This window comes from Tatumella sp. JGM130 (assembly GCF_018257525.1).
GTDB lineage: Bacteria > Pseudomonadota > Gammaproteobacteria > Enterobacterales > Enterobacteriaceae > Tatumella > Tatumella punctata.
On record NZ_JAERJS010000022.1, the window covers coordinates 47,006 to 62,785 of the forward strand.

General features: G+C 49.9%; 12 protein-coding genes. 10 read left to right on the forward strand and 2 right to left on the reverse strand.

The features are described 5' to 3' along the window. Positions 1-42: 42 nt before the first annotated feature. The 6 genes from proV (at position 43) to emrB (ending at position 7,200) form a co-directional block, all read left to right on the forward strand. The gene (gene proV / locus JK211_RS11440; RefSeq protein WP_212708806.1) at positions 43-1,236 is read left to right on the forward strand and encodes a glycine betaine/L-proline ABC transporter ATP-binding protein ProV; all 1,194 of its coding nucleotides are present in this window, start codon (positions 43-45) and stop codon (positions 1,234-1,236) included. Then, positions 1,236-2,399 carry a glycine betaine/L-proline ABC transporter permease ProW gene (gene proW / locus JK211_RS11445; RefSeq protein ID WP_212708807.1) on the forward strand — a complete coding sequence of 388 codons (1,164 nt, stop codon included), beginning with the start codon at positions 1,236-1,238 and terminating at the stop codon, positions 2,397-2,399. The genes proV and proW overlap by 1 nt, the downstream gene beginning before the upstream one ends. Before the next feature lie 51 nt (positions 2,400-2,450). Then, positions 2,451-3,449, forward strand: a complete 999-nt coding sequence (gene proX, locus JK211_RS11450; protein ID WP_212708808.1) for a glycine betaine/L-proline ABC transporter substrate-binding protein ProX — start codon at positions 2,451-2,453, stop codon at positions 3,447-3,449. 351 nt (positions 3,450-3,800) lie between these two features. After that, a complete protein-coding gene (gene mprA / locus JK211_RS11455) occupies positions 3,801-4,310 on the forward strand; it encodes a transcriptional repressor MprA (RefSeq protein WP_212708809.1) in 510 nt (169 codons plus the stop codon). Between the two features lie 146 nt (positions 4,311-4,456). Continuing rightward, positions 4,457-5,635 (forward strand): multidrug efflux MFS transporter periplasmic adaptor subunit EmrA, encoded by a 1,179-nt coding sequence (gene emrA, locus JK211_RS11460; RefSeq protein ID WP_212708810.1) that lies wholly within the window; start codon positions 4,457-4,459, stop codon positions 5,633-5,635. Beyond that, positions 5,635-7,200 carry a multidrug efflux MFS transporter permease subunit EmrB gene (emrB, locus tag JK211_RS11465; protein WP_249213154.1) on the forward strand — a complete coding sequence of 522 codons (1,566 nt, stop codon included), beginning with the start codon at positions 5,635-5,637 and terminating at the stop codon, positions 7,198-7,200. Before emrA ends, emrB begins: the two co-directional genes overlap by 1 nt. 104 nt (positions 7,201-7,304) lie before the next feature. Here emrB and JK211_RS11470 read toward each other — a convergent pair whose 3' ends face one another. Beyond that, complete coding sequence (locus JK211_RS11470) at positions 7,305-8,297, reverse strand: tRNA/rRNA methyltransferase (RefSeq protein WP_212708812.1); 993 nt, start codon at positions 8,295-8,297, stop codon at positions 7,305-7,307. A gap of 175 nt (positions 8,298-8,472) precedes the next feature. On the opposite strand from JK211_RS11470, the gene trxC reads away from it, so the two are divergent. The 4 genes from trxC (at position 8,473) to pssA (ending at position 13,834) form a co-directional block, all read left to right on the forward strand. After that, a complete protein-coding gene (gene trxC / locus JK211_RS11475; RefSeq protein ID WP_212708821.1) occupies positions 8,473-8,892 on the forward strand; it encodes a thioredoxin TrxC in 420 nt (139 codons plus the stop codon). Positions 8,893-8,974: 82 nt separating this feature from the next. Next, a complete protein-coding gene (locus JK211_RS11480) occupies positions 8,975-9,676 on the forward strand; it encodes a tRNA-uridine aminocarboxypropyltransferase (RefSeq protein WP_212708813.1) in 702 nt (233 codons plus the stop codon). Positions 9,677-9,706: 30 nt separating this feature from the next. After that, positions 9,707-12,364 carry a bifunctional acetate--CoA ligase family protein/GNAT family N-acetyltransferase gene (locus JK211_RS11485; RefSeq protein ID WP_212708814.1) on the forward strand — a complete coding sequence of 886 codons (2,658 nt, stop codon included), beginning with the start codon at positions 9,707-9,709 and terminating at the stop codon, positions 12,362-12,364. A 114-nt stretch (positions 12,365-12,478) separates the two neighbouring features. Continuing rightward, the gene (pssA, locus tag JK211_RS11490; protein WP_212708822.1) at positions 12,479-13,834 is read left to right on the forward strand and encodes a CDP-diacylglycerol--serine O-phosphatidyltransferase; all 1,356 of its coding nucleotides are present in this window, start codon (positions 12,479-12,481) and stop codon (positions 13,832-13,834) included. Positions 13,835-13,980: 146 nt separating this feature from the next. Here the strand turns inward: pssA and JK211_RS11495 are convergent, their stop codons facing one another. Continuing rightward, positions 13,981-15,288, reverse strand: a complete 1,308-nt coding sequence (locus JK211_RS11495; RefSeq protein WP_212708815.1) for an MFS family transporter — start codon at positions 15,286-15,288, stop codon at positions 13,981-13,983. Positions 15,289-15,780 lie beyond the last annotated feature (492 nt).

A 15,780-nucleotide genomic window follows, 5' to 3' on the forward strand; every position in this document is an offset into this window, starting at 1 on the left:
ACCCCATGAAAAAATAAATATAACTCAGGATAATACGACTGAATGGCAATTAAACTCGAAGTAAAAAATCTTTATAAAATTTTCGGTGACCACCCGGGCAAAGCGTTTAAATATCTTGAACGGGGACTCAACAAAGAACATATTCTGGAAAAAACAGGGCTGTCTGTTGGCGTCAACAATGCCAGTCTGGCCATTGAAGAAGGCGAGATATTTGTGATCATGGGATTATCCGGTTCGGGTAAATCCACTATGGTTCGCCTTCTCAATCGTCTGATCGAGCCCACTCGCGGTCAGGTTCTTATCGACGGACTGGATATCGCTAAAATTCCGGAATCCCAGCTAAGAGATATTCGTCGCAGTAAAATCAGTATGGTCTTCCAGTCTTTCGCATTAATGCCACATATGACGGTACTTAATAATTCCGCATTTGGTATGGAACTGGCGGGTATTCCGTTACAGGAACGCGAAGAAAAGGCACTGGAAGCTCTGAAACAGGTCGGGCTGGAAAAATACGCTCACTCCTGGCCGGACGAATTATCCGGAGGTATGCGTCAGCGCGTCGGGCTGGCTCGTGCACTGGCAATAAACCCGGATATCTTATTAATGGATGAGGCATTCTCAGCCCTCGACCCGTTAATCAGAACCGAAATGCAGGACGAATTAATCAAATTACAAACCCGTCAGCAACGTACCATTGTTTTTATTTCTCATGACCTTGATGAAGCAATGCGTATCGGTGACCGGATTGCAATTATGCAAAATGGTGAAGTTGTTCAGGTAGGTACTCCGGATGAGATCCTGAATAACCCGGCCAATGATTATGTGAAAACATTTTTCCGTGGTGTCGATATTAGCCAGGTATTCAGTGCGAAAGATATCGCCCGCCGCGGAGCAAATACGCTAATGCGTAAAGCTCCCGGTTTTGGTCCGCGTACTGCATTACAATTATTACGTGATCAGGATCGGGAATATGGTTATGTACTGGATAAGCAAAAATTTGCCGGTATTGTCTCGGGTGATTCGTTACAACAAGCCCTGGATTCCGGATCTCCGCTGGAAAGTGCTTTTCTTAATTCCCCGGATCCTATTCCTGCTGCAACACCGCTGAATGAAATATTCTCCCATGTGGCCGCCGCACCCTGTGCTGTTCCGGTCACCGACGAAGATAACCAATATATCGGCATAATTTCAAAAAGCAGTCTGTTACGGGCTCTGGATCGCGAGGGAAATGAGTAATGAGTAAACCAGATAATAATCCATGGGGTGACAGCGCATCATCCGGCAGCACTTCTGCCGCACCGGCGACAACCGGCAGCAGTGACCCCTGGTCATCCTCTCCTCCGGCTTCCGGGTCCGGCGGCACTGGTTCTGCAGATGCCTGGGGCTCTGCGGGTAACAGCGGCGGTCATGATGCCGCAACATCCGCTAATGACTGGCTGAATACGCCGCCACCGGTTACCCATGAACATTTTAATATTATGGATCCCTTCCATAAAACGTTAATCCCGCTGGATAGCTGGGTTACCCATGCGATTGACTGGGTGGTCGGTAATTTCCGTCCTGTATTCCAGGGCATTCGTGTGCCGGTGGACTTTATCCTCAGCACCTTCCAGCACTTGCTGACAGCAATGCCATCTCCGGTCGCGATACTTATTTTTACCCTTATCGCCTGGCAGATGACCAACCCCGGTATGGGCATTGCCACCCTGGCATCACTGGTGATTATCGGTGCTATCGGTGCCTGGAGTGATGCGATGGTGACTTTGTCACTGGTATTAACCTCATTACTGTTCTGTGTGGTTATCGGTTTACCGGTGGGAATATGGCTGGCGCGTAGTGATCGGGCGGCAAAAATTATCCGTCCGTTCCTTGATGCGATGCAGACAACTCCGGCCTTCGTTTACCTGGTCCCGATTGTGATGCTGTTTGGTATCGGTAATGTTCCCGGAGTGGTTGTCACCATTATTTTTGCACTGCCGCCAATTATCAGGCTGACTATTCTGGGGATTAAACAGGTTCCTGCCGATCTGATTGAAGCGAGTGAATCTTTTGGTGCCAGCCCGCGACAGATGCTATTCAAGGTACAGCTGCCGCTGGCGATGCCCACCATTATGGCCGGTGTTAACCAGACACTGATGCTTTCTTTGTCGATGGTTGTTATTGCATCAATGATTGCCGTCGGGGGCCTGGGCCAGATGGTACTGCGCGGCATTGGTCGCCTGGACATGGGACTGGCAACAGTCGGCGGTGTCGGTATTGTTATCCTGGCGATTATTCTTGACCGCCTGACACAGTCTGTCGGTAAAGATAAACGTACCCGTCCCCAACGCCACTGGTATCTGACCGGCCCTGTTGGTCTGCTGCTGCGTCCTTTTGTAAAAAGTTCACCCGCTAAATAACCGACGGATGCCCGCGCAGTGCGGGCATCCATCGCACAATGAGGAATGACTATGCGTAAGTTAATTATGACAGCAACCACTCTGACCCTGCTGATGGCTGGTCAGAGTTATGCCGCCAGCCTGCCGGGCGAAGGGATCACCGTTAAACCGGTACAGAGCACTATCAGCGGCGAAACCTTTCAGACGCTGCTGGTCAGCCGTGCGCTGGAAAAACTGGGCTATAAAGTTGATGCGCCCGATGAAGTTGATTATAACGTCGGCTATACCTCAATTGCCTCCGGTGATGCGACCTTTACCGCCGTCAACTGGCAACCACTGCATGATGATATGTATCTTGCTGCGGGCGGCGATAAGGTCTTTTATCGGGAAGGTACCTACGTTACCGGCGCGGCTCAGGGTTATCTGATTGATAAAAAAACCGCTGAGAAATATCACATCACGAATATTGAACAACTGAAAGATCCGAAAATCGCCAGACTGTTTGATGCCAACGGTGACGGTAAAGCTGATCTGACGGGTTGTACCCCGGGCTGGGGTTGTGAAGCAGTCATTAACCATCAGGTAAAAGCATACCAGCTGGAAAATACGGTCCAGGCAAATATGGGTAACTATTCGGCGATGATGGCGGATACGATTGCCCGTTATAAACAGGGTAAACCTATCCTTTATTATACCTGGACACCTTACTGGGTGAGTGACGTTCTGAAACCGGGCCGTGATGTGGTCTGGCTGCAGGTGCCATTCTCCTCACTGCCTGGCGCCCAGAAAAATGTCGATACCAAACTGCCTAACGGTGCCAACTACGGTTTCCCTGTAAATACCATGCATATTGTTGCCAACAAAGCATGGGCAGAGAAAAACCCGGCAGCAGCCAGACTGTTCGCTGAAATGAAGCTGCCGCTGGCGGATATTAATGCCCAGAATGCCCGAATGAATGCTGGCGAAAGCAGCGATGCTGATGTTAATCGTCAGGTTGATGGCTGGATCCACGCCCATCAGGCAGTATTTAACCAATGGATTAATGATGCTTTAGCCGCCGCTAAATCCTGATCCACGGGTCATCATTTCCAGGGGCAGCTTCGGCTGTCCTTTTTATATCTCCTCTCCTGTTGCTGTTATCCGTTTTCCTTTATCGCAGCCTTCACCAGTCCGCGCCGGATCGCACATTCCTGCCACCAGACCCGACAAAAAAGCCCTCATAGTCTATTAACCTGACCGGGGGTCTGATATCGTTAGCGACATATAGTTTTAGTCAGGTGACTTTCCCATCAGTAATAATTACATGATGATAATATCCCTGTTTTCCCGGGGGTAATTAAGTGACGGTCGCTATCAACACAGAGCGGTCACAGTGATCTGTCTGAAATAACATCCTGAAAAATTTTGCAATGAGGTATTTGCGTGGAAAGTTCATTTACTCCGATTGAAGAAATGCTGCATGTTCTGGTCCAGCGCCATAACAATTATCCGTTAAGAGAGATGCTGCTGACCCGGTTATGTATGCATATTCAGGGAAAACTGCTCGATAACCGCAACAAAATACTGAAAGAACGCGGAATTAACGACACTCTGTTCACTGCACTGGTCACACTGGATGCACGTAAAAATCAGAGTATCCAGCCTTCCGAACTCAGTTCAGCATTAGGTTCTTCCAGAACCAACGCCACCAGGATTGCCGATGAGCTGGAAAAACGTGGCTGGATTGAACGTCAGGAAAGCAGCGATGATCGTCGCTGCCTGCATTTACACCTGACGGAACAGGGATATGAATTTCTGTGTGAAGTCATGCCCCCCCAACACCAAAGCCTGAAGCATCTCTGGGCGGTACTGTCGGATGAAGAACAGCAACAATTAGAGAGTATTACCCGTAAGTTACTTGGCCGTCTTGATCAGATGGATCGTAAAGCATAACTATTCAGTAACCTGATAGTAATAAGTCACCAAGTGCTAAAGACAGGCGCTCCGTTTTCGTTATGCTTGCGCGCCTTTACCAGCAAAAAAATGCTGGTATCGCGGGATGTTAGGCTGTTGAAAATTTATGACGGGTGGGAAATTCTATGAGTGCAGGTGAAGAAACTCTGCAATCCGGGGCAGCACGTCCCCACAGTAAAAAGAAAAAACGTAAAACCCTGCTGATTCTGTTAGCCGTGGTTTGTTGTATCGTTGCTATCGGCTATCTGGCCTATTGGTTTTTAGTCCTTAGCCATTATCAGGATACAGATGATGCTTATGTGGCCGGTAATCAGGTCATTATTATGCCTCAGGTTTCCGGTAGCGTGACAAAAGTATGGTTTGAAGATACAGACTATGTGAAAAAAGGCGATACCCTGGTGACGCTGGATAAAACCGATGCACAGCAGGCATTTGAAAAAGCCACGACGGCGCTTGCGTCCAGCGTCCGTCAGACCCGCCAGCAGATGGTTAACAGTAAACAGTATCTTGCCAATATAACCCTGAAGAAAGTCGCGCTGTCTCAGGCTGAAGCTGATTTACAAAGACGTATCCCGCTGGGTAAGGCTGAGTTAATTGGCCGTGAAGATTTACAACACGCCCGTGATGCAGTGACCAGTGCTCAGGCAGCTCTGGATGTCGCGACACAGCAATACAATGCTAACCAGGCAATTCTGCTGAATACCTCACTGGAAAACCAGCCAGCGGTACAACAAAGTGCCGCTGCATTGCGTGATGCATGGCTGACCTTACAACGTACCGATATCCGCAGCCCGGTTGACGGTTATGTTTCCAGACGCAGTGTTCAGGTCGGATCACAAATTTCCCCTTCCAGCTCACTGATGGCGGTAGTGCCTGACAAACAATTATGGGTTGATGCCAACTTTAAAGAAACCCAGCTGGCAGATGTCAGGATCGGTCAGCCGGCGACAATTGTTTCCGATATCTATGGCGACGATGTGGTATACCACGGCAAAGTTGTCGGCCTGGATATGGGAACCGGCAGTGCCTTTTCTCTGTTACCGGCCCAGAATGCTACCGGTAACTGGATCAAGGTTGTCCAGCGTCTGCCGGTCAGGGTCGATATCGATGCTCAGGATTTGGCCAGACATCCGCTGCGAATTGGTTTATCAACACTGGTGACCGTCGATACTTCCGATAAAAACGGAGCAGTACTGGCCAGCGTCGTCCGTAAAACACCGGCCTATGAAAGTAATGCCCTGGAATTACCGCTTGATAAGGTTAATCAGATGATCTCTGCCATTATCAAGGCCAATGCCGGCTGATGGCCGGGGAGAAAGTCATGGCGCAAAAACCGCTTGAAGGTGCTCAGCTGGTTCTGATGACGATTGCCTTATCTCTGGCAACCTTTATGCAGGTACTGGACTCCACCATTGCCAACGTCGCGATCCCCACCATTGCCGGTAACCTGGGAGCCTCAAACTCCCAGGGCACCTGGGTGATCACTTCCTTCGGGGTAGCCAATGCTATCTCGATCCCACTGACTGGCTGGCTGGCAAAACGCTTCGGTGAAGTGAAACTGTTTATGCTATCGACCGTCGCATTTGCTATTGCCTCCTGGGCATGCGGAATGTCGAGCAGCCTGACTATGCTGATCTTTTTCCGTGTTATTCAGGGGGTAGTCGCAGGCCCGCTGATCCCTCTTTCCCAAAGCTTACTGCTGAATAACTATCCGCCGGCCAAACGCAGTATCGCCCTGTCATTATGGGCGATGACGGTGATTGTTGCGCCGATTTGTGGCCCGATACTGGGTGGCTGGATCAGTGATAACTACCACTGGGGCTGGATATTCTTTATTAACGTCCCTATTGGTGTTGTGGTTATTTTCTTAAGTCTGCAAACCATCCGCGGCAGAGAAACCAAAATCACCCGTCAGCCCATCGATATGGTCGGATTAATCAGCCTGATCATTGGTATTGGCTGCCTGCAGGTTATGCTGGATCGCGGCAAAGAACTCGACTGGTTTAATTCAGACGAAATTATCACGCTGACGGTGTTTGCGGTAGTGGCACTATTGGTCCTGCTGATTTGGGAACTGACAGATGACCATCCGATCGTCGATTTATCGTTATTTAAATCGAGAAACTTCACCATCGGCTGCGTCTCTATCAGTCTTGCTTACATGCTCTATTTCGGCACCATTGTCCTGCTGCCACAACTATTACAGGAGGTCTTTGGTTATACCGCCACCTGGGCAGGTCTGGCTTCGGCACCTGTAGGGATATTACCGGTGATCCTTTCACCTGTTATCGGTCGTTTCGCCCATAAAATAGATATGCGCTGGCTGGTCACGTTCAGCTTTATTATGTATGCCGTCTGTTTTTACTGGCGGGCCTATACTTTCGAGCCGGCGATGAATTTTGCAGCCTCAGCCTGGCCTCAGTTTATACAGGGGTTTGCAGTGGCCTGCTTCTTTATGCCATTAACCACCATCACGTTGTCCGGACTGCCTCCGGAGCGAATGGCTGCAGCATCCAGTCTGTCTAATTTTTTAAGGACGTTAGCCGGATCGATCGGAACCTCGATCACGACAACTCTGTGGAGTAACAGGGAATCCCTGCACCACAGTCAGCTGACTGAGTCGGTGAATCCGTTTAATCCTAATTCACAGCAGATGTATCAGCAGCTGGAATCTCTGGGGATGAGCCACCAGCAAGCCTCCGGTTATCTGGCACAGCAAATCACTAACCAGGGACTGATTATTTCAGCCAATGAAATTTTCTGGGTCGCAGGAGGGATCTTTATTTTACTGCTGGTCACCATCTGGTTTGCCAGACCGCCATTCGGCAGCGGTGGTGGCGGGAAAAGCGAGGCTGAAGGGGCTCACTGATGCCCTGAGTTATCACGGTATTCTGCTAGTCAGTCGCCGCAGGTAACGGGCAACAGTATAATTCGCCGACCAAAAAAAAGCGCCGCGAGGCGCTTTTTTACTGATTAATGATTCTGCCGCCACCATTCGGCCAGCAGAATGCCGGTTGCCACCGAAACATTCAGGCTTTCAACACTGCCTGTACCATCAATCGACAAACTGATATCACCCTGTTTCAGGGTCGACTCTTTCAGACCATCACTTTCCTGGCCCAGCACCAGTACCATTTTTTCCGGCAGTTCAGTGGCCGATAATGGTTTTCCTGCATGACTGGAGGTGGTCACTATGGTGTAACCTGCCTGACGGAATGCATCCAGCCCTTCGGCGAAACTGCCGGCGGTAATGGCCTGCACATGCTCTGCCCCGCCTTCTGCCGTACGAACAGCAGCACCGGACTCCAGCAAAGAAGCATCATCGACCAGAATACCTTTGGCACCGAAGTGAGCACAGCTACGCATGATGGCACCCAGGTTATGTGGATTACCTACGTTTTCCAGCGCCAGCACACATTCTTTCTCCGCCGCCTGTTCCAGCCATTCACTGACGGACTGCCCCATGTGCTTTTTAATGATAAAACAGACGCCGCCGTGATGATCAGTCCCTGACGCTTTAACCAGTTCAGCATCTTCGACCACATGATAGGCTTTGCGGTTAGCCGCCAGCCAGCGCAGCGTTTCACGAAAACGCGGTGTCACACTCTGAATAAACCAGGCGCGGACAATGGATTCCGGACGACTCTGGAACAATGCCTGGCAGGCATTCTCACCGTAAACCCGGGTTTCTTCCTGACGCTGTTTACGGATAACTTCCGGGTCAACAATATTTCTGACGCCGGTATCCGGTTGTGGTTTCAGGGGCGCTTCCGACGGAGCACGGGATACGGTACGCCACGGGGAATGGGATTTCTCTTCCTGACGACGACCTGGCTCCTGCTGACGTGACGGAGAGTGACCTCCTTTGCCTGTCCGCGGGTTACCGGTACGTTGACGGGTATTATCCTCGTTGCGAACATACATCACTTTTACTTTACTGCTTTTGCCTTTTAAATCGTCGCTCATTCTTTCCTCCTGTTCCTCGAGCGCGAAGATTACCTGATGTCAGGCTTCTAATCTATCAACTTTGTTTTTAATGCCGTCATCTATTATAGCTATCGACAGATCCTGCTGGCTCCGTCTGTCATGATCTCTGATAATAATAGGTAGTTTTACCGGATAATCCCAACCCGAGGTGATGATGAATACTGTATGCAGCCACTGTCTTGCCACCAACAGACTCGCAGAAGAACAGATCAGCGAAGCTGCAAAATGTGGTCGCTGTAAAGCTCAGCTGTTTGACGGCGAGGTTATTAATGCCACCAGCGCTACGCTGGACAAACTGTTACAGGATGACCTGCCGGTAGTGATCGATTTCTGGGCGCCCTGGTGTGGCCCCTGTGTCGGTTTCGCCCCGGTTTTTGAAGAGGTTGCAGAACAGCGCGCCCGACAAATCCGTTTTATTAAAGTAAACACAGAACAGGAAACTGCGCTCAGTAGCCGTTTTCGTATCCGCAGCATACCGACACTGATGATATTCCGTAAAGGTCAGCATCTGGATACCCTGGCCGGAGCACTGCCGAAAGCGTCGTTTGAACAATGGCTGGACGAATCATTATGATTTGTCATTAAACAACCGGGCCGGACTACGCAGGAATGCGCTTTTCTATTACACTGCGCTTTTTCCCTGTTAGTGAAAAGTTATGTTGGAAAATGCCGTCCTGACACTCAGGGCACAACGTCTGGCAAGAGCTACACGTCCGTTTCTGGCCCGCGGAAACCGGGTAGTCCGTTGTCAGCGCTGCCTGTTACCGGTTCCCCGCTGCCTGTGCCAAACTATTACGCCGGTACCTGCCCGCAGCCAGTTTTGTCTGGTGATGTTTGATACCGAGCCGATGAAACCCAGCAATACCGGCCGGTTAATTGCAGATATTTTACCCGGTACAACTGCTTTTGAATGGTCACGTACCGCCCCGCCACAGCCATTACTGGATGCAGTGAACGATCCCCGGGTCAGCCCTTTAGTGGTATTTCCCGGTCATTATGCCGCTCCGGGCAGAGAGGTGATGACCACCCCGCCTCGCAGTGGAAAACCGCCGCTATTTATTATGCTGGATGGTACCTGGACTGAAGCGGCGAAAATGTTTCGCAAAAGCCCCTGGCTGGATAAATTTCCGGTAATGTCATTAAATGTTACCCGTCCCTCTGATTACAGCCTGCGTGAATCCCCCTCTGCCGGACAGCACTGTACCGCCGAAATTGCGATAGCACTGCTGGAGCAATCGGGAGACAGCGCCGCTGCCAGCGGACTGCTTACTCATTTTGAAAATTTCCGGCAGCGTTATCTGGCAGGGAAACCTTCACATCAGGCCTCCCTCACGAAACAACAGCCACAAACCGGTTAAACTCAAATAGTTGATGTCCGGAGGATAACGATGAGCCAGAAAGGCCTGGAAGCATTACTAAAACCCAAATCCATTGCAGTTATTGGCGCATCAGATAAACCTGGCAGTGCCGGTCATCTGATGATGCGTAACTTACTGGCAGGGGGATTCAGCGGTCCGATACTTCCGGTAACCCCTGGCTGGCAGGCTGTGTGTGGCGTACTGGCCTTTCCTGATATCGCACAACTTCCGCTGGTGCCGGATCTGGCCGTTATTTGTACCCATTCAAAGCGTAATATTGACATACTGCAACAGCTGGCAGAAAAAGGCTGTAAAGCCTGTATTATTCTTTCCGCATCGCGTGACCAGTTCCGTGAGCTGAAAGCCTGTGCCGGACGCTGGAGTATCCGGATCCTCGGCCCCAACAGCCTGGGACTGTTATCGCCCTGGCAGGGGGTGAACGCCAGTTTCTCTCCGGTGCCTATCCGGTGCGGTAAGCTGGCCTTTATTTCACAGTCTGCCGCCGTCTCTAATACCCTGCTGGACTGGGCGCAGCAAAGAAATCTCGGGTTTTCGTGGTTTATCGCCCTCGGAGACAGTATCAATATACATGCGGACGATTTACTCGACTTTCTTGCCAGGGACAGTAAAACCAGTGCCATTCTGCTTTCTCTGGAACATTCAGACGATGCCAGGCGGTTTGTTTCTGCCGCGCGCAGTGCTGCACGTAACAAGCCTATCCTGGTGATAAAAAGCGGCAGATGCCCGCAGGCAAGGCAATTACTCGGTACCCCGGACAGTCTTGATGCTGCCTGGGATGCAGCCATTCAGCGGGCAGGTATGCTGCGGGTCAAAGATACCCATGAGCTGTTTTCAGCGGTGGAAACACTGAGTCATATGCGCCCTCTGCGCGGGGAACGCTTATTCATTATCAGTAACGGTGCGGCACCTGCCGCGCTGGCGCTGGATGAACTGGCCGACAGAAACGGCACCCTGTCAGTATTGGACCACCACACCCTGCAGGCACTTCGCCGGGTGTTACCAGCGTCGATACCTGTGGCTAATCCGCTGAACCTGAAAGATGATGCGACCACAGAACGCTATTTATCTGCAATCAGCCTGCTGCTGGAGAGCCATGAAATAGATGCACTAATGATTATTCATGCCCCGAGTGCCGTGTCTTCTGCCAGCGAGAGCGCTGAAAAAATTATCCGTTTAGTCAGACAACACCCGCGTGGCGGGCGAGTCACCTTACTGACCAACTGGTGCGGAGAATACTCTTCCCGCGATGCCAGGGCAGCCTTTACACAGGCAGGCATTCCAACCTGGAGAACACCAGAAGGCACGGTAACGGCATTTATGCATATGGTCGGATACCGCAGGAATCAGCAACAGCTGCGTGAGACGCCGTCATTTCCTGCCCGTTTACCCGAAAATCGCCTCACTGTACGCCAGCAGTTACAACAGCGACTGACCGCAGGTGATACACGGCTGGATACCCATGAAGTCCAGGCTATTTTTCAGGGGTATGGTATACAAACTCTGCCAACGTGGGCCGCCGCCGATAGCCAGCAGGCCGTTGCGATTGCCGAAAATATCGGTTACCCGGTGGCCGTGAAACTGCGCGCGCCAGACATTCCCCATAAGTCCGGGATCCAGGGGGTGATGCTCTATTTACAGACTGCGGCGGATGTTGCGAATGCCGCCGATGCCATCCTGACCCGAGCCCATAGCGCCTGGCCAGAAGCCAGGGTTCAGGGATTAATCGTCCAGAGTATGGCTCGCCGCGCCGGGGCAGAAGAACTGCGTATTTCTGTGCAGCCCGACCCGCTGTTCGGCCCGGTGATTATTCTCGGGGAAGGTCACGGTGAATGGCAAAACGCTCAGCACCCTGTGGTCGCCCTGCCGCCCCTGAATATGACACTGGCAAAAATTTTAGTAACTCAGGCAATCTCCCGGGGTGCGATTCGGGGCAGAAATGCCCTGCAGGCCTTAGATATTAATACTGTCAGTCAGTGCCTGGTGCAGATTTCCAATCTGATTATCGATTGCCCGGAAATTGAACGGCTGGATATTCACCCGTTACTGGCGGACGGAAATAATCTGACCTTACTCGATGCAACCCTGATACTGACGGCATTTTCCGGAGAGAGTGAGGCTCGCCTCGCTATTCGCCCTTATCCCCAAAGGCTCGAAGAGAATGTCACACTTAAAGATGGCCGTCAGTGCCTGTTCAGACCGATACTTCCTGAAGATGAACCGGGATTAAAAACCTTTATCTCGCGGGTGACGAAAGAAGATCTTTATTACCGGTATTTTAGTGAAATCAATGAGTTTACTCATGAAGATTTAGCCAATATGACACAAATCGATTATGATCGGGAAATGGCTATTGTTGCCGTTCAGCCCGCCGCTAACGGTGAAGAGATTATCGGGGTAACCCGTGCAATTTCAGATCCTGATAATATTGATGCTGAATTTTCGATACTGGTCCGCTCAGACCTGAAAAATATCGGGCTCGGCCGCCGGCTACTGGAAAAAATGATCCTCTATACCCGTCAGCATGGCTTACAGCAACTAAACGGAATTACCATGCCTGATAATCAGGGGATGATTGCACTGGCACATAAGCTTAATTTCAGGGTGGAAAGACAACCGGAGGATGGGATTGTCACTCTGCAATTGATACTTCATTCTCCTGAAAAGTAGCGTACAGAAAAGTAAAATTATCACGGCAAGACATGGTTAATGTTACACTTCACGATCGAGACCATGCCGTTGTCGGTTATGACGATACATTGAACAGAGAAGAAGCGCCTAGTGATGTTGTCAAAATTCAAACTCAATAATCACCAACAATACCTCGCGCAACTGCCCGGCCTTTCACAATCAGCCGCCGATTTTACAACCCTTTATTCGCCGGCCGAATTTCACCGAACCCTGCTGGAAAAAATTGCCACGGCCACCTCACGTATTTGTCTTGTCGCCCTTTATCTGGAAAATGACGAAGCCGGACGCAGCGTGATGGATGCACTTTATGCCGCCAGGCGGATAAATCCCCGGCTGGATATTGCGATTTATGTCGACTGGCATCGCGCCCAGCGCGGCCGTATCGGTGCAGCCAGGGGAGTCACCAATGCTGACTGGTATTGTGAGATGGCAAGTGCTAACCCGGAGATTGCAATACCGGTGTATGGTATCCCGGTCAATACCCGTGAAGCACTTGGCGTGCTTCATCTGAAAGGCTTTATCATAGATGACTGTGTCATCTATAGCGGGGCAAGCATTAATAATGTCTATCTGCATCAGCAGGAACGTTACCGCTACGATCGCTATCAGATCATACGTAATCCGGCGCTGGCAGATACCATGTTTGAGTGGGTCGATATTAACCTGAAACAGGCAGAAGCCGTTCATCGCCTCGACCAGGCCGGGCGACCTTCCAGCCCCGAAATTAAAAATGAAACCCGTTTATTTCGTCAGGAACTCCGTACCTTCAACTATCAGTTTGAAGATCAGGCTGTCTGTGATCAGCTGAGTGTGACTCCGCTCGTCGGGCTGGGGAAGAAAAACCTGTTAAATCAGACCATTTTTCATCTGATGCCTTGCGCAGAACATAAACTGACTATTTGTACACCTTATTTTAACCTGCCGGCTATCCTGGTCAGGAATATCATCCGGCTATTGCGTCAGGGTAAACAGGTCGAAATTATCATCGGCGATAAGACCGCAAATGATTTTTATATCCCTCCCCGGGAGCCGTTTAAAATCATCGGCGCTTTGCCATATTTATATGAAATAAACCTGCGTCGCTTTGTCAGCCGTCTGCAATATTACATTGATAATCAGCAACTGACCGTACGTCTGTGGAAAGACGGAGAGAACAGCTATCACCTGAAGGGTATCTGGGTCGATGATGAATGGATGTTGTTAACCGGTAATAACCTGAATCCCCGCGCCTGGCGACTGGATCTGGAAAATGCCATTCTGGTACACGACCCGCAGCATGAATTACTGGAACAAAAAGTCAAAGAGCTGGCACTGATCCGCGAGCATACCTCGGTGATTGACCACTATAACGATCTGGAAAGTATTGCCGAGTATCCGGCACGGATAAAAAAACTGATCCGTCGCCTGAGACGTATCAGGATAGATCGGCTGATCAGCCGTATCTTATAATTTTCCGGCCCTGCCATCGCAGGGCCTTATTCTCCGGCTCCGTCAGTATTTATCTGACATCCCCTAAGATATAAAAATCCGGAAACCCTGACAGGTTTCCGGACACCGGTATCACTACAGACTTGCCAGCAGAGGAACAAGAACGACTACAACGCCATTCCTTTGCCCTTCTTATGCAGCCCCAGCGCTATCAGGAAAGAAATTGCCCCCATCACTGACACATACCAGAAAAAAGTACTCTCAGTGCCGACATCCTTCAGTAGCAAAGCAACGTATTCCGCAGAGCCACCAAAAATAGCATTGGCTAATGCATAAGGCAGACCGACCCCCAGAGCCCTGACTTGCGGCGGGAACATTTCGGCTTTAAGTACGCCGCTGATAGCCGTATAAAAACTGGTGATCAGTAATGCAACCGTAATTAATAACAAGGTCAGAGCACCACTGTTGCCCGGAGTCTTTAATAAGGTGAGTAACGGTACCGTGCAGATGGCGACACCGGCACCGAAAATCAGCATTGATGCACGGCGGCCTATTTTATCGGACAACGCACCAATCAATGGTTGTATCACCATAAAAATCAATAAAGCGCAGGTCATGATCAGGCTGGCTGACTTCACATTAAAGCCGGCAGTATTGACCAGGTACTTTTGCATGTAGGTTGTAAAAGTATAGAAGCTTAATGATCCTCCGGCAGTAAACCCGATAACCATCAAAAAAGCGCGCCAGTGATTTTTCAGTAAGCTGGTAATACTTCCTGCATCTTTATCATTACGGGTTGTGGTATCAGAAGTTTCATGCAGTGAGCGTCTTAACCAGACAGCAACGACAGCCAGTACCGCGCCGAGAATAAACGGTATTCTCCAGCCCCAGGTCCGTAATTCCTGATCAGACAATATTTGCTGCAGTATAACAACCGTCAGTACAGCCAGTAATTGCCCGCCAATCAGCGTGACATACTGAAAAGAGGCATAGAAGCCTTTACGCCCCTGTACTGCGACTTCACTCATATAGGTAGCACTGGTGCCGTATTCCCCGCCTACCGACAGTCCCTGTAACATACGGGCCAGCAGTAGCAGCGCCGGAGCCCATACCCCGACGACAGTGTAAGAAGGTAAGCAGGCGATAACCAGTGAACCAAAACACATCATGCATACGGAGATCAGCATTGAGTTTTTACGACCATAACGGTCCGCAATATAACCAAACAGCCAGCCACCAATCGGACGCATTAAGAATCCGGCAGCGAATATACCTGCGGTTTTTAACAGTTGCGAGGTTGTATCGCCTTCCGGAAAGAAGATATGCGCAAAATATAATGAGAAGAAGGAATAGACATAAAAGTCAAACCACTCAACCAGATTCCCTGAGGAAGCACCGACAATTGCTTTGATACGATCGGCGTTGGTCATTGGTGTTTCTGCGGAAGCTGCCGCAGAAAGGGGGCTCTTTATCATAGATGGCCTTATGTTTTATTAGACATTTATTGGTCACTCAAGCATAAGTATCACAGAATTAAAGTAAAGCTTATTTATCATTTTTTGTTATATCAATAAACCAAAAGTGCTGGCAGAAGCATAAGATAAGAGAAAACCGCAGATATTTAGTATTAATTGCGAAGATCAGCTGATTTAAAATATTAACTGGTGTTTTTCCGTCAAAGAAAAAGCAGATTTGTCTGTAATAACTGACAGACTGGCGGCTGATGCCCTTCTGTACAGAAAGTTAAGAACAATTTATGAACATTTTATTCCGCCGGGTATGCCATAAGAAGACAGTCATACGGGAAATACATCACAGAGATGCCGTTATTCTGTACAGAAGGATTTTAAAAAACCAATGCAAAAAGGCCATCCGTCAGGATGGCCTTTCTGTCTTATTGGATGCCTGGCAGTTCCCTACTCTCGCATGGGGAGACCCCACACTACCATCGGCGCTACGGCGTTTCA